The organism is Microbacterium sp. GXF6406 (assembly GCF_054798215.1).
In genome coordinates this window covers 97,198-117,801 of record NZ_JBSJZH010000003.1, presented here as the reverse complement: position 1 = coordinate 117,801, position 20,604 = coordinate 97,198, and the positions used below count along the sequence as shown (strand labels likewise).

The following is a 20,604-nucleotide window of genomic DNA, read 5'->3' as shown; positions in this document are numbered from 1 at the left end:
GACCTCAGAAAAGGATTAGAGATATGTCGATCTTCCTGAACAAGGATTCCAAGGTCATCGTCCAGGGCATCACCGGCGGCGAGGGCACCAAGCACACCGCCCTCATGCTCAAGGCCGGCACCCAGGTCGTCGGCGGCGTCAACGCCCGCAAGGCCGGCACGACCGTCGCGCACACCGACAAGGACGGCAACGCCATCGAGCTGCCCGTCTTCGGCTCGGTCGAAGAGGCCATGAAGGAGACCGGCGCCGATGTGTCGATCGCCTTCGTCCCCGGCGCCTTCACCAAGAGCGCCATGATCGAGGCCATCGACGCCGAGATCCCCCTGCTCGTCGTCATCACCGAGGGCGTCCCGGTGGGCGACTCGGCCGAGGCCTGGGCCTACGCCAAGAGCAAGGGCAACAAGACCCGCATCATCGGCCCGAACTGCCCCGGCATCATCACCCCCGGTGAGGCGCTCGTCGGCATCACCCCGGCCAACATCACCGGCAAGGGCCCGATCGGCCTGGTGTCGAAGTCGGGAACCCTGACGTACCAGATGATGTACGAGCTGCGCGACCTCGGCTTCTCGACCGCCATCGGCATCGGCGGCGACCCCGTCATCGGCACCACGCACATCGATGCGCTCGCCGCGTTCGAGGCAGACCCCGAGACCCAGGCGATCGTCATGATCGGCGAGATCGGCGGCGACGCCGAGGAGCGTGCGGCCGACTACATCAAGGCCAACGTCACCAAGCCGGTCGTCGGTTACGTCGCGGGCTTCACCGCTCCCGAGGGCAAGACCATGGGCCACGCCGGCGCCATTGTCTCCGGCTCGGCGGGCACCGCTCAGGCGAAGAAGGAGGCCCTCGAGGCCGCGGGCGTCAAGGTCGGCAAGACGCCGTCCGAGGCGGCTGCTCTCATGCGTGAGATCATCGAAGCCCTCTGAGTTGAGGTAAGCTGAAGGAGAAGGCCCCGGGCTCCACCCCGGGGCCTTCTTCTATGCCCGGGGGGCGAGGTCGGCTCGCGCATGCACCGGATGCGGTGCGCCGCCGCGCGATCCCTCCGACCACGCCGTCAGCGCACCGGGACGGTTCGTGATGATGCCGTCGACGCCCATCTGCGTATAGGCCTCCCATGCGGCATCCTCATCGTGCGTCCAGACGAAGACGCCGAGGCCTGCGCGGTGCGCGAGAGCCACGGTGTCGGCGGTCGCGGTGGCGGGGTTCACCGCGTCCGCGCCGATCGTCAGGGCGGTGTGAACGGCCAGCGTGTCGAGGTCGTGGGTGAGCCAGCCGAGGGGCACGTCCGGTGCGACCGCGGCGATGTTCGCGACCGTGCGGCGGCTGAAGCTCTGCGCGATCACGCGGCGCTCGAGGCCGGCGGATGCGATGAGCTTCATGGTCGTGCGGATATCGGAGCGCTTCCAGGAGCCCTTGTACTCGATGAGCACGTCCTGTCGGTGGGCGGCGGCATGCTCGAGAGCTTCGGCGAGCGTCGGGATGCGGGTGGAACGGAAGTCCTCGGAGAACCAGGATCCGGCGTCGAGCGCACGCAGCTCGCGGGCGGTCATCTCGCTGACATTCCCGGTGCCATCGGTCGTGCGATCGACGGTCGCGTCATGGATGACCATGGGGATGCCGTCGGCGGAGAGTCTGATGTCGAGCTCCAGGTAGGCGGCGTCGGCAGCTGCCATCGAGGCGAAGGCGGGGAGAGTGTTCTCAGGGGCCTGGGCGGAATTACCGCGGTGGGCGATCACGAGCCCGGTCTTACCGGGGGAGTGCAGTTCCGTGAACGGGCGGAGGGTCACGAGGTCGCGCAGTGCGCTCGGTGGCACGGCTGTTGCCATCGACGAGACGGGGTGGATGACGGCTGCGGCGGATGCGGGCGGGGCGACCGCGGTCGTGACGGCCCCCCAGATGCCTGCGCTGAGGAGCACCAGGCCCCAGAGGCGTCGACGGCGAAGTCTCATGGCCCGATCCTGACAGACGCGGAGTCGGACGTCGAGACCTTTTCGTTACTTTTTATTCGGGAGTCGGAAGACGACAGAACCGCGCCGAGACCGAGGTCTCGACGCGGTTCTGTCAGGAGCGCGGCTCAGGCGACGCCGAAGACCGTCTCCAGGGGGCCGCGGGCGAAGAACAGCACGAAGCCGATGCCGACGATCCACAGCAGCGGGTGCACCGTCTTGGCCTTGCCGGAGAAGGCGTGCAGCACGATCCAGGCGACGAAGCCCGCGCCGATGCCGTTCGCGATCGAGTAGGTCAGCGGCATGACCGTGGCCGTCAGGAACACCGGCAGCAGCACGCGGAAGTCGGTGAAGTCGATGTTCTTGATCTGGGTCAGCATCATCGCGCCGACGAGGACGAGGGCGGATGCGGCGACCGAGCTGGGGACAAGGCCGGTCAGCGGGGTGAAGAACATAGCCAGCAGGAACAGCACGCCGGTGACGGAGGTGGCGAAGCCCGTGCGGGCGCCCTCGCCGATGCCGGAGCCGGACTCGACGAACACGGTGGCCGACGACGACGAGGTCGCGCCGCCGACGATCGCGCCGACGCCCTCGACGACCAGGGCCGACTTGATGCGCGGGAAGTCGCCCTTCTCATCGGCCAGGTCGGCCTCCTTGGCGAGGCCGGTCATGGTTCCCATGGCGTCGAAGAAGTTCGAGAAAACGAGGGTGAAGACGAACATCACGAGGGCGACGACGCCGACCTTCTCGAGATCGAACGCGAAGTCGACGTTCCCGATCAGGCTCAGGTCGGGGATGCTCATGATCCCGCCGGAGAAGTCGAACCCGAGACCGGCGTTGGGCCAGATCGCGTTGGCGATCACGGCGAGCACCGTGCCGCCGACGATAGCGATGAGGATGGCGCCCTTGACGCGCAGCGCGATCAGCGCGCCGCCGATGAACAGCGTGATGACGAACAGCAGTGTCGACAGCGTGGCGACGGAGCCGCCCAGGCCCAGCTCGAGCGGCGGGGACTGCGCGCCGGTCGCCGAGGCGAAGCCGGCGTTGACGAAGCCGATGAACGCGATGAACAGGCCGATGCCGACCGTGATCGCGAGCTTGAGCTGCACGGGCACGGCGTCGAAGATCATCTTGCGCAGACCGGTCGCGGCCAGCAGCACGATGACGACACCGTTGATCATGACCAGGGCCATGGCCTCGGGCCAGGTCACCGAGCCGACGACGGAGAACGCGAGGAAGGCGTTGATGCCCAGACCCGCGGCGAACGCGAACGGCAGGCGGGTGACGATGCCGAACAGCAGCGTCATCACGCCGGCGGTCAGCGCGGTGGCCGCCGCGACGGCGCCGCCGTCGAGGACCGTGCCCTCGATGTCGGCGGTGGACAGGATGATCGGGTTGAGGATCACGATGTACGCCATCGTGACGAAGGTCACGACACCGCCCCGGATCTCCGTGCCGATGGTCGAGCCGCGCTTGGTAATCTCGAAGAACCTATCCAGGGCGTTCTTCGGTTCCGCGGTCTGCTGGGAAGTGGACGGGGGAGCAGTAGTCATTCGGGTAAAACCTCCTTGGAGAAGATATCGTGTCCGCGCGCGTCGCGCGCGCCCACGCGGACCCGGAGGATTCTCGTCGTAGTCTCGAAGGGACATGCAACGCCTTCTCGTCGCGATCCTCGCCGCCGTCGACGCAGCCATCGCTGCTGCCGTCGGCCTTGCCGTGCTGCTCGCACCCCTCACGCTGCTGTGGACCCTGGTGCTCGGCGCCAGCGCGGATTGGGGCGCGCTCTGGCCGTTCGCGGGAACCCTGTGGCAGTTCGGCCACGGGGTGCCGATCGTGATCGAGCTTCCCGGTGAGATCATCTCGGCCGTGGGCATCGCCCCGCAGGCGGCGGCGTTCACGATCTCGCTCACTCCGATGGCGTTCCTCGTCTTCACCCTGCTCTTCGCCGCGCGATCGGGTGCGCGCTCGGCCCGCTCCGGTGCGGGGCTGCTCGGCGCCGGGGCGGGGATCGTCGTGTTCGCCGCGATCAGCACGGGGGTCGCGCTCACCGCCCGGGTCGAGATGGCGTCGGTCCCGGTGGCCGCGGCGATCATCGTCCCGGCCTCGGTCTATCTGATCGGCGCTCTCGGCGGTGCGGTGCGCCATGCCTGGAACGAGGGCGACGGCGGCCCCGTGGACCGTCTGCACGACCTCGTCGACGGGTGGGGGACGTGGCGCCTCGTCCCGGGCGAGATCGTGCGCGGGGCATCCGCCGCGGTCGTCGGCCTCACCGGCATCGGGGCGCTGCTCATCGCGATCATGGTCGCGCTGCGCGGCGGCGAGGTCGTCGCGCTCTTCGAATCGGCGCACGTCGACGCGGTCGGTGCGACGGTTCTGGCGCTGGGCAACCTGGCATACCTGCCCACCATGATCGTCTGGGCCGTGTCGTGGGCCTCCGGCGCCGGCTTCTCGGTCGGAGCCGGTACCTCGGCGTCGCCGGCGGGAACGGAGCTCGGCGTCGTGCCGGGGCTACCCGCTTTCGGCCTGCTGCCGGAGAACGGTTCGATCTGGATGCTGGTCATCGTGCTCCTGCCCGTGGCGGTGGGCGCGTTCGCCGGATGGATCGTGCGCTCCCGCCTCGTCTGGCATGGGGCGGCGCAGCCGCTGTGGCCGCGCGTCGCGATCGCCGGGGGCATCGCCGCGCTGACCGCCGGCGTCACCGCGCTCGCCGCGGTCCTGGCATCCGGATCCATCGGCCCGGGGCGCATGGCCGAGACCGGTCCCCATCCGGGGTGGACGGCGCTCGCGGTCGGCATCGAGGTGCTCATCGGCACGGCGATCCTGCTGATCGCCCCCCGCCATCGCGACGAGCTCGCCGAGGAGCGCACGGATCGCTGGGCCGAGGAGATGGCGGCGTCGACGACGGAGGATGCCGAGACCGCCGTGATCGCGGAGACGCTGCCCGGCTTCCACGAGGGCGAGACCCAGCCGCTCGCCGACGACGGATTCTTCGGGAACGGGAGCACTCCCGCGCCCCGCTAGACTGGCCGGGTGCTCACGGTCGCCGTCCTCATCTCCGGCGCGGGCTCCAACCTCCGCGCCCTCCTCGAAGCCGCCCGCCACCCCGACTTTCCCGCCCGGATCGTCGTCGTCGGCGCCGATCGTGATGCCGAGGGGCTCGCGCACGCCGAGGACTTCGGCATCCCGAGCTTCACGGTCCCGTTCCGCTCCTTCCCCGATCGCGAGGCCTGGGGCGAGGAGCTCGGCCGTCAGCTCGAGGTCTGGTCGCCGGATCTGATCGTGCTCAGCGGCCTCATGCGGCTGCTGCCGGCATCGCTCGTGTCGCGCTTCGCGCCGAACATCATCAACACCCATCCCGCGTACCTGCCGGAGTTCCCGGGCGCGCACGGCGTGCGCGACGCCCTCGCCGCCGGTGCCGAGCAGACCGGCGCCAGTGTGATCGTCGTCGATGACGGCGTCGACAGCGGGCCGATCCTTGCGCAGGAGCGCGTGGTGATCGAGCCCGGCGACACCGAGAGCACGCTGCACGACCGGATCAAACCGGTCGAGCGGCGTCTGCTCATCGACGTGGTGCGTCGCATCGCGACCGGCGACCTCGCTCTGACCCCCTGACATTCCCCCTCTCCGCCCGAAAACGCACGAAGGAGCCCTCCCATGGCCGGTCCGAGCCACGACTCGTCCCTCTACCGCGAGCGCGACGCTGTCGCGATCCGTCGCGCTCTCGTCTCGGTGAGCGATAAGACCGATCTGCTAGTCCTCGCCCAGGCGCTCGCCGATGCGGGCGTCGAGATCGTCTCGACCGGTTCGACGGCGTCCACGATCCGCGAGGCGGGCTTCACCGTCACCGATGTCGCCTCGGTCACCGGCGTGGACGAGATGCTCGACGGTCGCGTCAAGACGCTGCACCCCAGCATCCACGGCGGGCTCCTCGCAGACCTGCGCCTCGAGGACCACGAGCGTCAGCTCACCGAGCTGGGCATCTCGCCCTTCGAGCTCGTCGTCGTCAACCTGTACCCGTTCACCGAGACCGTCGCCTCCGGGGCCACCGGCGACGACGTCGTCGAGCAGATCGACATCGGCGGGCCGGCGATGGTGCGCGCATCGGCCAAGAACCACGCGAACGTCGCGATCGTCGTCTCGCCCGAGTCCTACCCCGCGATCATCGAGGCGGTCAAGGCCGGCGGCACGACGTTCGAGCAGCGCCGCGAGCTGGCCGCCCGCGCCTTCGCGCACACGTCGGCCTATGACACGGCGATCGCCGCCTGGTTCGCCGAGGGCACGCTCAACGAGGGTGGCGAGCTGCCCGAGCACCTCACGATCAAGGCCGAGCGCCTCGCAACGCTGCGCTACGGCGAGAACGCCCACCAGCGCGGCGCCATCTACACGCGCGTCGGCGGTCACGGCATCGCCCAGGCCGTGCAGCTGCAGGGCAAGGAGATGTCGTACAACAACTACGTCGACGCCGATGCGGCCCTGCGCGCGGCCTTCGACATGATTCTGCCCACCGTCGCGATCGTGAAGCACGCGAACCCGTGCGGCATCGCCACCACGGCGCCCAACGCCCTCGACCCGATCGCCAGCGCGCACCTGCGCGCCCACGAGTGCGACCCGGTGTCGGCCTACGGCGGGGTGATCGCCGCGAACGGCACCGTCACGCTGAAGATGGCCGAGAACCTCAAGGACATCTTCACCGAGGTCATCGTCGCCCCGTCGTTCGAGCCCGCCGCGCTCGAAGTGTTCAAGGCCAAGAAGAACCTGCGTCTGCTGCAGCTGCCCGATGACTGGCAGCAGGAGCGCATGGACGTGCGCCTCGTCTCCGGCGGTCTGCTGCTGCAGGACGCCGACCGGTTCCCGCAGGAGATCCTCCCGGTCGCCGACAGCTGGCAGCTCGTCTCCGGCGAGCCCCTCGACGATGCCGAGCTGGAGAACCTCGTCTTCGCGTGGAAGTCGTGTCGTGCGGTGAAGTCGAACGCCATCGTGCTGGCCAAGGCCAACGCCACGGTCGGCGTCGGCATGGGCCAGGTCAACCGCGTCGACTCGTGCCGCCTGGCGGTCGAGCGCGCCGGTGACCGCGCCGCCGGCTCGGTCGCGGCATCCGATGCCTTCTTCCCCTTCGCCGATGGACCCCAGGTGCTCATCGATGCCGGTGTCACGGCGATCGTGCAGCCCGGCGGATCGGTGCGCGACGAGGAGGTCATCGCCGCGGCGCAGGCCGCAGGCGTGACGATGTACTTCACGGGAGAGCGCCACTTCTTCCACTGAGTACGAGCTTTCTCGTCGAGCCCCGTCTTTTCCCGCAGGAAAAGACGGGGCTCGGCGTTTCGGCACGGGCGCGGACCCCCGAGACAGGATGCCCGGAACGTGTCAGGGTTGAGGCACGGCATCCGCGCGACGGGAGAGCATGATGGGCACCTGGCAGAAGATCGATACGCCGGACGGGGCATTCACCCTCGTCATCGACGATGATTCGCGGGTGGTGGCATCCGGATGGACCGACGACCTCGACGCGGTGCTCGCGAGGCTGGCGCGGGAGCACCGGCCCATCGATCCTTCGGAGGGCGAGACGGATGCGGCGGACGCGGTCCGTGCGTACTACGCGGGCGACTTCGCCGCTGTCGCAGAGGTGCCCGTGCGCCAGTTCGGCACCGATCTGCAGCGTGCGGGCTGGGCGGCGCTGCGCCGGATCGAGCCCGGGGCGCCACTGACATACGCGGAGTTCGCCGCCGAGCTCGGGAATCCCCGGGCCGTTCGTGCTGCCGCCTCGGTATGCGCCCGCAATGCTCCGGCGCTGTTCGTGCCGTGCCACCGGGTGCTGCGCAGCGACGGCGGTGAGGGAGGCTTCGCGTGGGGGACCGAGGTGAAGGGGGCGCTGCTCGCGCGCGAACAGCACTGACTCCTCGAGCAGGACCTTGTTGCGACGGCGGGACGTGCAGCCATAGGCTGGAGGGCTGTCGCGCCGACCGGGAGGCGCCGTTCAGCGAGATCCTTTCTCCTCCTTCGCACCCCACTCATCGAGAGTCATGTCTTCCTCGTCTTCGCAGATTCCCTCCGCACCGCTTTCCACGCCGGCCGCGCTCTGGCGATTGAAGCCGTTCGTGAAGCCCGCCTTCCCACGGATGCTCGGCGGGGCCCTCAGTGCGCTCGCCGCGGCCGTCATCGCCCTGATGATCCCGATCGTGCTCGAGCGGATCCTCGACGAGGGCGGTCCGGTCGACTCGGGGATCGTCTCGGCGATCGTCTGGGGGGCACTCGCAGTGTTCGCGCTCGCCGTCGGCGAGGCCGTCATGGTGTGGCTGCGCCGATGGTTCATCCTGAAGCCGTCCACGGAAGTCGAGTACCGCATGCGCACGGAGCTGTACTCGCGGCTGCAGCGACTCCCCGTCGCATTCCACGACCGTTGGCAGTCGGGGCAGCTGCTGAGCCGCATGATGCAGGACATCGGTCTGATCCGGCGGTGGCTGGCGTTCGGCCTGATCCTGCTCGTCGTCAACATCCTCACGATCATGATCGGAACCGTGCTGCTGTTCCGCTGGCACTGGCTTCTCGGCACGATCTTCCTGATCACCGGACTCCCGCTCTGGATCCGCGGCTACCTCTTCGAGAAGCGCTACGGCGTGCTCACCCGGCGCAGCCAAGACCAGGCGGGAGACCTCGCCACCAGCGTCGAGGAGAGCGTGCACGGCATCCGGGTGCTCAAGGCGTTCGGGCGGGGCAAGCACGCGCTGACCCGCTTCACCGGTCAGGCCGAGACGCTGCGCGAGACCGAGATGAGCAAGGCCCGCGCGGTCGGCTCGCTGTGGTTCTTCCTCGACCTGATGCCGCAGATCGCCTTCGGGCTGAGCCTGATGAGCGGCATCTGGCTCATCTCCCAGGGCAGCATCTCGGTGGCCGAGCTCTTCGCGTTCTTCGCGATGGCGACGGTTCTGCGCTGGCCGATCGAGTCGATCGGGTTCCTGTTCTCCTTCATGCTGGATGCCCGCACCGCGACCGATCGGGTGTTCGAGATCTTCTCCGAGACGAACACGATCATCGACCCGGAGGACCCGGTTCACATCGTCGAGCCGCACGGGGAACTCGCCTTCGAGGGGGCGCACTTCCGCTATCAGGATGCCGGTACCTCCGAGCGCGATCGGCTCGACGGCATCGACCTGGTGCTCGAACCGGGGGAGACCATGGCGCTGGTCGGTCTCACCGGCAGCGGGAAGACGACACTGACGACCCTGCCGACGCGACTGTACGACGTGACCGGCGGACGCGTGACGCTGGATGGCGTCGACGTGCGCGAGCTGCCGCTCGCCGAGCTGCGCCGGCACATCGCGATGGCCTTCGAGGACGCGACCCTGTTCTCCGCCACGATCCGTGAGAACGTGCTGTTGGGGCGTGCCGAGCTCGACCTCCACAGCCCCGAGGGCGAGCGCGTCCTGCGCGAAGCCCTCGACATCGCTCAGGCCGGGTTCGTCGACCAGCTGCCCGATGGCGTCGAGACCGTCATCGGCGAAGAGGGGATGAGCCTGTCCGGCGGCCAGCGCCAGCGCCTCGCTCTGGCCCGGGCCGTCGCCGCCGCGCCGAAGGTGCTCGTCCTCGACGACCCGCTCTCGGCGCTCGACGTCGATACCGAGGCGCTCGTGGAAGAGGCCCTGCGCCGGGTGCTGGCCGATACGACGGCGCTCATCGTGGCGCACCGCCCGTCGACCGTCGCGCTCGCCGATCGGGTCGCTCTGCTAGAGGGCGGCCGCATCACGGCGGTCGGGAAGCACTCGGAGCTGCTGCGAACCAGCGAGCACTACCGTCACGTCATCTCCAGCCTCGAAGCGGATGAGGCGGTGCGCACGGGGTTGATTCCCGTGATCGGCTCGGAAGACGCATCCGACGATGAGGAGGTGCGCTCGTGAGCGCGGCGATCACCGGAACACGCGGCGAGGACCGCTCCAACTACTCCCGTGACGAGAGCCGGGCCATCCGACGGCGCTCGATGCGCCTGCTCGGCTCGCTCGTGCGGCCGCTGCACGCGCAGATCGCGCTCGCCGCGGTGCTGCTGGTGGTCTCCACCGCGCTGCAGGTGGCGGGACCCATCCTCATCAGCATCGGCATCGACCGCGCGCTGCCGGCGGTGATCGATCACCTCGACTGGACGCCGACGCTCGTCATCGGCGGGGTGTACCTGTTCGCCGGGGTCATGGCCGCGGCTCTGATCGGCTGGTACGTCGTGGTCGCGGCGCGCATCACGCAGGCCGTGCTCATCGACCTGCGCAAGCGCATCTTCCTGCACACGCAGCGGCTGAGCCTCGATTTCCACGAGACGTACACCTCGGGGCGCATCATCTCCCGGCAGACGAGCGATCTGGATTCGATCCGGGAACTGCTCGACGGCGGTCTGAACAACCTCGTGTCGGGCGTGCTGTACGGCGCGTTCACGTTCATCGCGCTCATGGTGTGGGACTGGCAGTCGGGGATCATCCTGCTGCTCGCGGGCATTCCCCTCTTCTTCCTCATGCGCTGGTTCTACTCCCGATCGCAGATCGTGTTCCGCGAGTCCCGCGTCATCAGCGCACGGGTGATCGTGCAGTTCGTCGAGACGATGACGGGCATCCGGGCGGTCAAGGCGTTCCGCAAGGAACCGCGCAACGACGCCTCCTTCCAGAAGGTCGCGGGTGACTACCGCGATGTGAACCGACGGTCGATGCTCCTGTTCGGCACGTTCGAGCCCGGGCTCATGGGGGTCGCCGCGCTCACGCTCGGCCTCGTGGTGCTGTGGGGCGGGCTGCGGGTCGCGGATGGCGCACTGACGGTGGGGGTGCTGCTGAGCGCCGTGCTGTACGTGCGCAACTTCTTCTCGCCCATGCAGGAGATCGCGATGTTCTTGAACTCCTACCAGTCGGCGGCGGCCGCGCTGGAGAAGGTGTCGGGCGTGCTCGAGGAGGAGCCGACGGTCCCCGACCCCGAGCAGCCCGTCGACCTGTGGGAGTCGCGCGGCCACGTGCGCTTCGACGAGGTGATGTTCGGGTACTCGGGGGAAAAGACGATCCTGCCGAACTTCACCCTCGACATCCCAGCCGGTCAGACGATCGCGCTGGTGGGAACGACGGGCGCCGGCAAGTCGACCCTGGCGAAGCTCATCTCCCGTTTCTACGATCCGACCGAGGGGCGGGTGACCCTCGACGGCGTCGACCTGCGGTCGCTGCATCCGAAGGATCTGCGCCGGGCGATCGTGATGGTGACGCAGGAGGCCTACCTGTTCAGCGGCACCGTCGCCGACAACATCGCGCTCGGCAAGCCCGATGCCACGATGGACGAGATCCGTGCGGCAGCTCGGGCTGTCGGGGCGGATGCCTTCATCGAAGCTCTTCCGGACGGTTACAGCTCCGACGTGAACAAGCGCGGCGGGCGGGTGTCCGCCGGCCAGCGGCAGCTCATCTCGTTCGCGCGGGCCTTCCTCGCCGACCCCGCCGTGCTCATCCTCGACGAGGCGACGGCATCGCTCGACATCCCCTCGGAACGCTTGATTCAGGAGGCGCTGCAGACGCTGCTGAAGGACCGCACGGCGATCATCATCGCGCACCGGCTGTCGACGGTGGCGATCGCGGATCGTGTGCTCGTGATGGAGCATGGAGAGATCATCGAGGACGATGCGCCGGCGGTGCTCATCAGCGGTTCCGGCAAGTTCGCGCAGCTGCACGCCGCGTGGCAGCAAACGCTGGTGTGAACGGGGCGGGTCGGTAGCATCGGAGCATGGATCCCCTGACGATGTTCGGTGAGTTGTGGTGGATCGCCCCGGCTGCGGCCGGAGCCGCGGGCGGGGCGGCCGCCATGGTCGTCGGTGCGCGCCGACGACAGCGGCTCAGCGGCCGCCGTCTCGGCTACGACGCGGCGCGGCTCGACCTGCAGGCCGCGCAGCGGGCGATGGCGGACCGCCGTCGCGCGGTGAAGGCCGCGCGGGCCGAGCACGCGCGGGTCGCGGCGGAACGCACGGCGTCACGCGCTTCGAGCACCGATACCGCGCGCTCGCGGCGCGCCCTCAAACAGGCCGAGAGCGATGTGCGTGCGGCCGCGGCGGATGTGCGGGCCCGTCGCCTCGCGGTGACGGCGGCGCGGGAGGAGATTCCTGCCGCGGCCCAGAAGGATCGCTATCCCCTGACGCGTCTCATGCGCGCGCACGACGCCGTGCTCTCGCAGTGGATGGTCTATGAGACCGACCCAGCGATGCAGATCGCCTACCCGGCGATGAGCGACGGCAAGAACACCGATACGGCGGCGTTCTTCGCGGCGATGCGCGAGGCGCGCGATCGTCGTCCGGCCGGGGACGCGGCGGAAGCCGTGATCGATGTCTCCGCGTTCGGGGCGTATCGGGATGCGGTGCTCGGACTGGAGCGGGCGTTCGCCGTGGCCGAGCACTCCGCGCACGAACTGGCAGCCGGACGCGACCCCCATGCGACACCCCTCTGGCAGGACACGGCGCAGCAGGTCTTCTCCGCGTCCGTGCAGGCGCTCGATAAAGCGGCCGGTGCCGCAGCATCCGCCCTCGCCTCGTGGAACGCGCGACGCGGTGACAAGAACGACGACCAGGATCGGCGCTGAACCGGCCGGTATCCGCGTGGCCGGTCAGCCGTCGAGACGGATCTCGGCGATCACCTCGGCGTACTCGGTCTCGCCGACGGGCGTGAAGCCCACACGGTGGAAGAAGGCCTCGGGGCCGCCGTCACCGGCCTCGTAGATCACGTTGACGTGATTCATACCGCGCTTTCGCGCCTCATCGAGGAGCGCCTCGACGGCGAAGCGTCCGACGCCGCGGCCCTGATCGTCGGCGTCGACGTTGATGCGCCACAGCACCGACTGGAAGTGCTCCTCGGGCGCCTCGGGGTCGAAGCTCGCGCTCACGAATCCGACCACCTCATTGCGATCGAGCACGACGCGCTGCCACGACGTCTGAGGGTTGACCACGGTCGCTGCGATCCCGTAGGAGACCGGAGCGAGGTACTGCTCCTGCCCGGGCTTGAGCGACAGGTTGTTCACGGCGACGATCGTCGCGGCGGAGAGTTCGACCACACGCAGTTCCGACATGCCCCCAGGGTAACCTCTCGCGCGCTTCCGTGGTCGGAAAGATGTCGGAGAACGTCATCGGGGGCACTCAGGTATCTTGGTATCGAGACAAATTTGACTCGTGAACGGAGAATCCCGCGGTGACCGACGACGCAATCATCTACACCTACACGGACGAGGCGCCGGCACTCGCCACCGCTTCGCTCCTGCCGATCGTCCAGGCATTCGCCGGTACGGCAGGAATCGACATCGAGACCCGCGACATCTCGCTGGCCGGTCGCATCCTCGCCGCCTTCCCGCAGCGCCTGAGCGCCGAGCAGGGGGTTTCCGACGCCCTCGCCGAGCTGGGCGGTCTGGCCACGCTTCCCGAGGCCAACATCATCAAGCTGCCGAACATCTCGGCATCCATCCCGCAGCTCAAGGGCGCCATCGCCGAGCTCCAGGCGCAGGGCTACGACGTCCCCGACTTCCCCGACGAGCCCACCACGCTCGACGAGAAGGATGTGCGCGCCCGCTACGACCGCATCAAGGGCTCGGCCGTGAACCCGGTGCTGCGCGAGGGCAACAGCGACCGCCGCGCACCCCTGGCCGTGAAGAACTACGCCAAGAAGCACCCGCACCGCAACAAGCCCTTCGCCGAGGGCTCGAAGACGCGCGTCGCCACGATGGGCCACGACGACTTCAAGTCCAACGAGAAGAGCTGGGTCTCGCCCGGCGACGACGTGCTGACGATCCAGCACGTGGCCGCCGACGGCACGGTCACCCCGCTCAAGGAGAACCTTGCGGTCCTGCCCGGTGAGATCGTCGACGCGACGTTCCTGTCGGCATCCGCCCTCGACGCCTTCCTCGCCGAGACGATCGCCGCGGCGCAGTCCGAGGACGTGCTCTACTCGGTGCACCTCAAGGCGACCATGATGAAGGTCTCCGACCCGATCATCTTCGGCCACGTCGTGAAGGCCTTCTTCGCCGATGTGTTCGCCGAGCACGGTGCGGCGCTCGCCGCGGCCGGCCTCACCGCGAACGACGGCCTCGGCTCGATCCTCGCGGGTCTCGCCGACCTCGAGGGCGGCGAGAAGATCGCCGAGGCGTTCTTCCGTGCGATCCAGAACGGGCCGCGCCTGTCCTACGTCAACAGCGACAAGGGCATCACCAACCTGCACGTTCCCAGCGACGTCATCGTCGATGCGTCGATGCCGGCTCTCGTGCGCAACGGTGGCAAGCTCTGGGGCGCCGACGGCGGCGAGGACGACACGATCGCCGTCATCCCCGACTCCTCCTACGCGGGCGTCTACCAGGCCACGGTCGAGGACGTCATCGCGAACGGCCCGCTCGACCCCGCCACGATCGGCACCGTCCCGAACGTGGGCCTCATGGCTCAGGCCGCCGAGGAGTACGGCAGCCACGACAAGACGTTCGAGATCGCCGCGGCCGGCACCGTCCAGGTCGTCAACGCCGCCGGTGAGGTCGTCCTCTCGCACGACGTGCAGGCCGGAGACATCTGGCGCGGAACGCAGACCAAGGACGTCGCGATCCGCGACTGGGTGAAGCTCGCCGTCACGCGTGCCCGCGCCAGCGCCACCCCGGCCGTGTTCTGGCTCAACGAGGCCCGGTCGCACGACGCTGCGCTCATCGCCAAGGTGAACGAGTACCTGAAGGACCACGACACCGAGGGCCTGACGATCGAGATCCTCACGCCGGAAGATGCCACGCGCTTCTCGCTCGAGCGTCTGCGCCGCGGTGAAGACACCATCTCGGTCACCGGCAACGTGCTGCGCGACTATCTCACCGACCTGTTCCCGATCCTCGAGGTCGGCACGTCGGCGAAGATGCTCTCGATCGTCCCGCTGCTCGCCGGCGGAGGCCTGTTCGAGACGGGTGCCGGCGGATCGGCCCCGAAGCACGTGCAGCAGCTCGTCGAGGAGAACTACCTGCGCTGGGACTCGCTGGGCGAGTTCTTCGCCCTCGCCGCGTCGCTGGAACACTTCGCCGACCGCACGGGCAACGAGAAGGCGCGCGTCCTCGCTGAGACGCTGGATGCCGCGACGGGAACCTTCCTCGAGGAGGACCGCTCGCCGGGTCGCAAGCTCGGCACGATCGACAACCGCGGCAGCCACTTCTACCTGGGTCTGTACTGGGCGCAGGAACTGGCGAAGCAGACGAAGGACGCCGAGCTCGCGGCCGCCTTCGCCCCGATCTCCGCGGACCTCACGGCCAACGAGGAGAAGATCGTCTCCGAGCTCAACGGCGCACAGGGTGCGGCCGTCGAGATCGGCGGCTATTACCGCCCCGATGCGGCCAAGGTCGCAGCCATCATGCGCCCCTCGCAGACGCTGAACGGCATCATCGACGCCTTGTAAGCGCCCGAATCGGAGAGGGGGCGGATGCTGCGGCATCCGCCCCCTCTCTCGTGCGCCGACGGCGTCGCACTGCGCCGGAAACGGCGAATCGGCGTCCTCCCCTGAGGGAGAACGCCGATTCGGTGGTGGGGCGGGTGTTACCAGTGAACCGAGATCTCGGTTCCGACGGCGCTCCACCAGTAGACGTACTCGGCCTGCCACTCGGGCATGTTGACGCAGCCGTGGCTCATCTGATGGCCGAAGTTGTTGTGCCAGTAGGCGCCGTGGAAAGCGATGTCCGGGGCGAACCAGGTGTTCCACTTGACGTCCTCGGTGCGGTAGTCCGCACCGATCATGTCCTGGATCGAGGTGTAGGCGAAGACCGTGAAGTTTCCGGTCGGCGTCGGTGTCGCCGGCAGGCCCGTGGAGACGAGCCAGGATTCGACGACCTTCTCGTTCTCGAAGAGGGTCACGGTCTGCGTCGACAGGTTCAGGTCGATGCGACGGAACAGCTCGGTGGTCTCGAATGCGGTCTCGGAGACGTCGAGGGCGTAGACGGCGTTGCCGGTCTCGAGCTGTTCGGCGAAAGCGGCCGCCGCGCCGGAGACATCGCCGAGCTCTCGGCCGGTGGCTCCCTCGGTGAGGGTGCGCAGATTCTCGCCGGCGGAGTTCGTGACGATCTCGGCGTCGACGGCGGCCCGGTTGATCTTCTCGGGCAGCGTGTCGACCACAGCCTGGATGGCGTCCTGATCGGCGGAGATCGTGATCTCGCCCTCATCGTCGACGATATCGATCCAGGTGGCGGCGACGGCCGCGCTGATCGGGACGGTGCGCTCCTCGCCGACGTAGAAGCCGATGGAGGCGAGCATGCCGTTGAGCTGCTCGGCGGCCGCGGTCGCCTCGTCGTCGCTGATGGCAGCGGGAGCTTCGGTGGCGTCGCCGGAGAAGCTCAGGGATGCTTCGCCATCCGCGACGGTCGAGGCCAGCGCGGTCGTCAGTGCGTCGATGTCGATGCCGGTACCGGCCTCGGCGGCGGTGGTGACATAGGTGCCGCTCGCCTCGTCGAAGACGACGGTCGCGTCGACGGCGTCTTCGAAGGCGGTCGGTAGGAGGCCGCGGAGCGCGTCGTTGGCGACCGTGTGGTCGAGGCTGATCTCGCCGGCGATCGGCTCGGGGCTCCAGTCGCCGATCTTCCACATGGGGTGGGCGCTGAAGGCATGGTCGGCGAGCGCGCGCGCATCGATGGATGCGCCGAGATCGGCGCCCGTGACGACCTGGTCGCCGCCGGCGCCGGTGAGCATGATCTCGGTGCCGGCGACGCGCGAGGCGACGACGTCGGCCGCGGCGGCGGGGGTGAGGCCGCCGACCGGGATACCGGCGATGGTGGTCCCCGGGGCGATCAGCGTGACTGAGGCGACACCGGCCGCGACGGCGACGGCTGCGACGCCAAGGCCGATCCACAGGCCCGTGCGGCGCTTCTTCGGAGCCGGCTCGCGCGGTGCCCACTGCACCGGGCGGTCCTCGTCATTCAGCGCCAGCGTCTCATTCGGCACAGGCGCCTCGGAACCGGAGGAAGCCGGTGCGTCGATGAGGTCAGTCACGAATTCACCCCCCGTGATTTCAGTGCGACATGGTCTCTAATATCATACCGGCCGGCGGGTAACGGGGAGGCAACGGTTGGTCTGTGGATAAAAGCAGTGGGCCCCGGGCGCATCGCCCGGGGCCCACTCGAGGAGCGGCTATCAGCTGCAGAGCTCCTGCAGGGCCGTGGCCGACTCGGTCAGCTCGGTGGTGATGCCGGTCATGTCGGAGGCGGCGCTGAGGTCCTGGTCGACGACGACCTTCTGCCGGACATCGCTGAGAGCGACGAAGTTCTCGTGGACCGCGCTCGTGGCGGCCTTGACCTCGGGGTTCGAGACGTTCCCGACGGTCTCGCCGAGCGCGTCGACGAAGACGGCGAAGGAGTCGACGGTGCCCTGCGGGTCTTCCGCGGCAGTGGTCATGTCGAGGCTCGCGAGTTCCGAGCTGGCTTCCTGAAGCTCGGGGAGCACGATGCCGCAGGCATCGGCGACCGACTGGTTCGTGTCGACCTCGTCGGTCGAGCCCTTGAGGTCGTCCGTGGCGCCGTCGGTGGCCGGGCTGGAACAGCCCGCGAGTCCGAGGACGGCGATGGAGGCGATGGCGCGGTTCCGGTCGGCGACAAGTCAAGCACATCACGAGCCGACGGCGTCATGGTCGTGCGGTAACCTCCTCTCACGGGCGCATGCGCCCGTGAGACGAAGCCTGAACGGGGGAGACATAAACCCTGCGGGCAGTTGCTAAATCTTCTTTCGTAAGGTCTACTAACAAACATGCCCGAAACAGGTGGGACACCTCAGAGCGAGCCGGTCGACTACACCGGCGGCGGTCAGCACGCCTTCGGGCCCGACCGCCACCTGCGATCGCGCACCAAGGTTCTCCCGGAGCAGGCACGCGCGCACAACCGCGCACTCGTGCTGCAGACCCTGTATCACGCAGGCTCCATGAGCCGGGCGGACCTCTCCCGCGAAACAGGGCTGACCCGAGTGACCATCTCGGATCTCGTCGCCGAGTTCATCGCCGACAGCATCATCGTCGAACTCGGCGTGCGAGAGACCTCGGGCCCCGGGAAACCGCCGATCCTCATCGACATCGATCGGCTGGGCCACCAGATCATCGGACTCGACCTCTCCGGCACCGATGTGTTCCGCGGCGCCGTGCTCAGTCTCGACGGAGATGTGATCGAAGCCCGCGAGATCGCCCGGCCGGAACGCGCCGACGGCACCGCCGTCTACGCGGCGGTCGTGCAGCTGAGCAGGGAGCTCATCGCGGCATCCACCACGACGCTCCTCGGCGTCGGCGTCGGAACGCCCGGCGTCGTGCGGCCCGACGGCATGGTGCTCAACGCGCCCAACCTCGGATGGGTGGACTTCCCCCTCGAATCACGACTCCACGACGACCTCGCGCTGCCCGTGCTCGTCCGCAACGACGCCAACGCCGCGGTGCTCGCCGAATACACCTTCGGGCGCGCCCGCGCGGACTTCATGCTCATCAAGATCGGCATCGGCGTCGGAGCGGGCCTCCTCTCCGACGCGCAGCCGATGCTCGGCGGCCGCTTCGCCGCCGGCGAGATCGGGCACGTCGTCGTCGGCACCGATGGCGGCCCCCGCTGCATCTGCGGGAACGAGGGGTGCCTGGAGGCCTGGCTGAGCGCCGCCCGACTGCGCGACGAGATCGGTGCTCGCCCCGACGACCGTGACGAGATCCTGCGCGACGCCGGCGCACGGATGGCGATCGCGATCGCGCCCATCATCGGTGCCCTCGACCTGTCGGAGATCGTGCTCTCCGGACCCGTCGACCTGCTGGAGGGCCCCTTCCTCGACGCCGCAGCGACGACGCTGCGCGAACGGACGAGCGGCGGCGCATTCGACGACGTCGTGATCCGCCTCACCGCGCAGGAGGACATCGTGCTGCGCGGCACTGCGGTCATGGTCCTCTCCGGCCAGCTGGGAGTCTCATAGTGGCATCCGCTCTTCCCGGCCGCGACAGCGGCCGACGTCTTCGCGTGGGCCTGGACATCGGCGGCACCAAGGTCGACGCCGTCGTCCTCGGCGACGATGACGAGATCATCGGTCGCGTGCGTCGCCCCTCCGCCTACGGCGACGACGGCGTCATCTCCGATGTGGTCGGCAGCGTCGATCAGCTGATGCGCGAGATCGGCCGGAGCGCGGCGGACGTCGCGAGCGTCGGCGTCGGAATCCCCGGACTCGTCGACACCGATAACGGCCGGGTGCTCCACGCCGTCAACCTCGGCGTCGAATCCCTCGATCTCTCGGCCCGGACCGAGAACGTGCTCGGTGCGCCCGTCGTCGTCGAGAACGATGTCAAGGCCGCGACGCGCGGCGCGGCGGCGCTCAGCGGCACCGCCTCCGATGGGTCCATGGCCTACCTGAACCTCGGCACCGGCGTCGCCGCCGGAATCATCATCGACGGTGAGATCTGGCGCGGATCCGGCGGGATCGCGGGCGAGGTCGGTCATCTCTCCGTCGACCCGCGCGGCCGGGTATGCGGATGCGGGCAGAGCGGATGCATCGAGACGTTCTGCGGGGGAGGGGCGCTCGCCCGCGCTTGGGCGCGGCCCGCCGAATACCCCGTGCTCGATATCTTCGACGCCGCCGACCACGGCGATGACGACGCGCTGATGCTCCGAGCAGGGCTGTTCCACGGCGCCGCCGCGGCCGTGCGCGTGCTCGTTCTCAGCGCCGATGTCGCCACGGTCGTCCTCGGCGGCGGACTCGCCTCTCTCGGTGACCGCCTCCTCGACGGCATCCGGGCCGCACTGCGCGCCGACGCCGCGAACTCACCGTTCCTGAGGTCACTGCACCTCGATGAGAGAATCGAACTGCTCCCGACCGGTTCACCCGCGGCCGCTCTCGGCGCCGCACTGGTCGGAGCGATCCCCCGGAAGAAGGAGAACGCCGTCCATGGCTGAAGTCGTCATCGTCGAGAGCCCCGCCGCCGCCGGCGCACTGGTCGCAGACCAGATCGCCCGCCTCATCGCAGGGCGCCCGGATGCTGTCCTGGGCCTCGCCACCGGCTCGACCCCGCTGCCGCTCTACCAGGCGCTGCAGACGCGTCTCGCCGACGTCGACGTCTCGCAGGTGCGCGGCTTCGCGCTCGACGAGTACGTCGGCATCGACATCGAGCACCCGGAGAGCTACCGCTCGGTCATCACCCGCGAGGTCGTCGAGCCGCTGGGCCTGGACCCCGAGCGCATTCGCGTCCCCAACGGATCCCTCGACGGGATCGAGCACGCCGGAGCCGACTACGAAGCGGCGATCGATGCCGCCGGCGGCATCGACCTGCAGATCCTCGGCATCGGAACCGACGGCCACATCGGCTTCAACGAGCAGGGCTCGTCGTTCGCCTCGCGCACGCGCATCAAGACGCTCACCGAGCAGACCCGCGCCGACAACGCACGCTTCTTCGAGTCGATCGACGACGTCCCCATGCACTGCATCACCCAGGGCCTCGGCACGATCCTGCGCGCCCGTCACCTCGTGCTGCTCGCCTTCGGCGAGGGCAAGGCTCAGGCCGTCGCGGAGGCCGTCGAAGGACCCGTCAGCGCGTTCTGCCCCGGTTCGGCCATCCAGCTGCACGAGCACGTGACCGTCGTCGTCGACGAGGCCGCGGCATCCCGCCTGAAGCTCGCGGACTACTACCGCCACAGCTATGCGAACAAGCCGGCCTGGCAGGGGCTCTGACCC

The 20,604-nt window shown here is 68.9% G+C and carries 17 protein-coding genes; 12 read left to right on the top strand and 5 right to left on the bottom strand.

All coding sequences use genetic code 11. The annotated features are described in order from the left end of the window. Nucleotides 1–23 precede the first annotated feature (23 nt). Entirely contained in the window at nucleotides 24–926 is a 903-nt protein-coding gene (sucD, locus tag ACWAUG_RS03490; protein WP_460801262.1) for a succinate--CoA ligase subunit alpha, read from the top strand. Between the two features lie 51 nt (nucleotides 927–977). On the opposite strand, the gene ACWAUG_RS03485 is transcribed toward sucD, so the two are convergent. Both ACWAUG_RS03485 and ACWAUG_RS03480 read right to left on the bottom strand, forming a co-directional pair. Next, nucleotides 978–1,949, bottom strand: coding sequence for a glycerophosphodiester phosphodiesterase (locus tag ACWAUG_RS03485; protein ID WP_460801260.1), 972 nt, complete (start codon nucleotides 1,947–1,949; stop codon nucleotides 978–980). Nucleotides 1,950–2,074: 125 nt separating this feature from the next. Next, a complete protein-coding gene (locus ACWAUG_RS03480; protein ID WP_460801258.1) occupies nucleotides 2,075–3,499 on the bottom strand; it encodes an NCS2 family permease in 1,425 nt (474 codons plus the stop codon). Between the two features lie 94 nt (nucleotides 3,500–3,593). Between ACWAUG_RS03480 and ACWAUG_RS03475 the strand changes: the two genes are divergently transcribed. The 7 genes from ACWAUG_RS03475 (at nucleotide 3,594) to ACWAUG_RS03445 (ending at nucleotide 12,521) form a co-directional block, all read left to right on the top strand. Then, on the top strand, nucleotides 3,594–4,967 hold the full coding sequence (locus ACWAUG_RS03475) for a cell division protein PerM (protein ID WP_460801256.1): 1,374 nt from the start codon (nucleotides 3,594–3,596) through the stop codon (nucleotides 4,965–4,967). Between the two features lie 9 nt (nucleotides 4,968–4,976). Next, a complete protein-coding gene (purN, locus tag ACWAUG_RS03470) occupies nucleotides 4,977–5,558 on the top strand; it encodes a phosphoribosylglycinamide formyltransferase (protein ID WP_460801254.1) in 582 nt (193 codons plus the stop codon). Between the two features lie 42 nt (nucleotides 5,559–5,600). After that, nucleotides 5,601–7,208, top strand: a complete 1,608-nt coding sequence (purH, locus tag ACWAUG_RS03465) for a bifunctional phosphoribosylaminoimidazolecarboxamide formyltransferase/IMP cyclohydrolase (RefSeq protein WP_298040248.1) — start codon at nucleotides 5,601–5,603, stop codon at nucleotides 7,206–7,208. A gap of 139 nt (nucleotides 7,209–7,347) precedes the next feature. Continuing rightward, on the top strand, nucleotides 7,348–7,839 hold the full coding sequence (locus tag ACWAUG_RS03460) for a methylated-DNA--[protein]-cysteine S-methyltransferase (RefSeq protein WP_460801252.1): 492 nt from the start codon (nucleotides 7,348–7,350) through the stop codon (nucleotides 7,837–7,839). 127 nt (nucleotides 7,840–7,966) lie between these two features. Further along, nucleotides 7,967–9,838 (top strand): ABC transporter ATP-binding protein, encoded by a 1,872-nt coding sequence (locus tag ACWAUG_RS03455; RefSeq protein WP_460801251.1) that lies wholly within the window; start codon nucleotides 7,967–7,969, stop codon nucleotides 9,836–9,838. Continuing rightward, nucleotides 9,835–11,649: an ABC transporter ATP-binding protein gene (locus ACWAUG_RS03450; protein WP_460801249.1), complete on the top strand. Its 1,815-nt coding sequence runs from the start codon at nucleotides 9,835–9,837 to the stop codon at nucleotides 11,647–11,649. The genes ACWAUG_RS03455 and ACWAUG_RS03450 overlap by 4 nt, the downstream gene beginning before the upstream one ends. 26 nt (nucleotides 11,650–11,675) lie before the next feature. Further along, nucleotides 11,676–12,521, top strand: a complete 846-nt coding sequence (locus ACWAUG_RS03445) for a hypothetical protein (RefSeq protein WP_460801247.1) — start codon at nucleotides 11,676–11,678, stop codon at nucleotides 12,519–12,521. A gap of 24 nt (nucleotides 12,522–12,545) precedes the next feature. Here the strand turns inward: ACWAUG_RS03445 and ACWAUG_RS03440 are convergent, their stop codons facing one another. Beyond that, nucleotides 12,546–13,004 (bottom strand): GNAT family N-acetyltransferase, encoded by a 459-nt coding sequence (locus ACWAUG_RS03440; protein WP_298037038.1) that lies wholly within the window; start codon nucleotides 13,002–13,004, stop codon nucleotides 12,546–12,548. Between the two features lie 119 nt (nucleotides 13,005–13,123). Here ACWAUG_RS03440 and ACWAUG_RS03435 point away from each other — a divergent pair, with 119 nt between their 5' ends. Next, entirely contained in the window at nucleotides 13,124–15,340 is a 2,217-nt protein-coding gene (locus ACWAUG_RS03435; RefSeq protein ID WP_460801245.1) for an NADP-dependent isocitrate dehydrogenase, read from the top strand. A gap of 137 nt (nucleotides 15,341–15,477) precedes the next feature. Here the strand turns inward: ACWAUG_RS03435 and ACWAUG_RS03430 are convergent, their stop codons facing one another. Both ACWAUG_RS03430 and ACWAUG_RS03425 read right to left on the bottom strand, forming a co-directional pair. Beyond that, nucleotides 15,478–16,920 carry a L,D-transpeptidase family protein gene (locus ACWAUG_RS03430; protein WP_460801243.1) on the bottom strand — a complete coding sequence of 481 codons (1,443 nt, stop codon included), beginning with the start codon at nucleotides 16,918–16,920 and terminating at the stop codon, nucleotides 15,478–15,480. 141 nt (nucleotides 16,921–17,061) lie between these two features. Further along, on the bottom strand, nucleotides 17,062–17,322 hold the full coding sequence (locus ACWAUG_RS03425; protein ID WP_460801241.1) for a hypothetical protein: 261 nt from the start codon (nucleotides 17,320–17,322) through the stop codon (nucleotides 17,062–17,064). Nucleotides 17,323–17,670: 348 nt separating this feature from the next. Between ACWAUG_RS03425 and ACWAUG_RS03420 the strand changes: the two genes are divergently transcribed. From ACWAUG_RS03420 to nagB, 3 genes are read left to right on the top strand one after another with little or no spacing between them, the layout of a single operon-like run. Further along, nucleotides 17,671–18,858 (top strand): ROK family transcriptional regulator, encoded by a 1,188-nt coding sequence (locus ACWAUG_RS03420; protein ID WP_460801239.1) that lies wholly within the window; start codon nucleotides 17,671–17,673, stop codon nucleotides 18,856–18,858. Further along, nucleotides 18,858–19,829, top strand: a complete 972-nt coding sequence (locus tag ACWAUG_RS03415) for an ROK family protein (RefSeq protein ID WP_460801237.1) — start codon at nucleotides 18,858–18,860, stop codon at nucleotides 19,827–19,829. Before ACWAUG_RS03420 ends, ACWAUG_RS03415 begins: the two co-directional genes overlap by 1 nt. Then, a complete protein-coding gene (gene nagB, locus ACWAUG_RS03410) occupies nucleotides 19,822–20,601 on the top strand; it encodes a glucosamine-6-phosphate deaminase (protein ID WP_460801235.1) in 780 nt (259 codons plus the stop codon). Before ACWAUG_RS03415 ends, nagB begins: the two co-directional genes overlap by 8 nt. Nucleotides 20,602–20,604 lie beyond the last annotated feature (3 nt).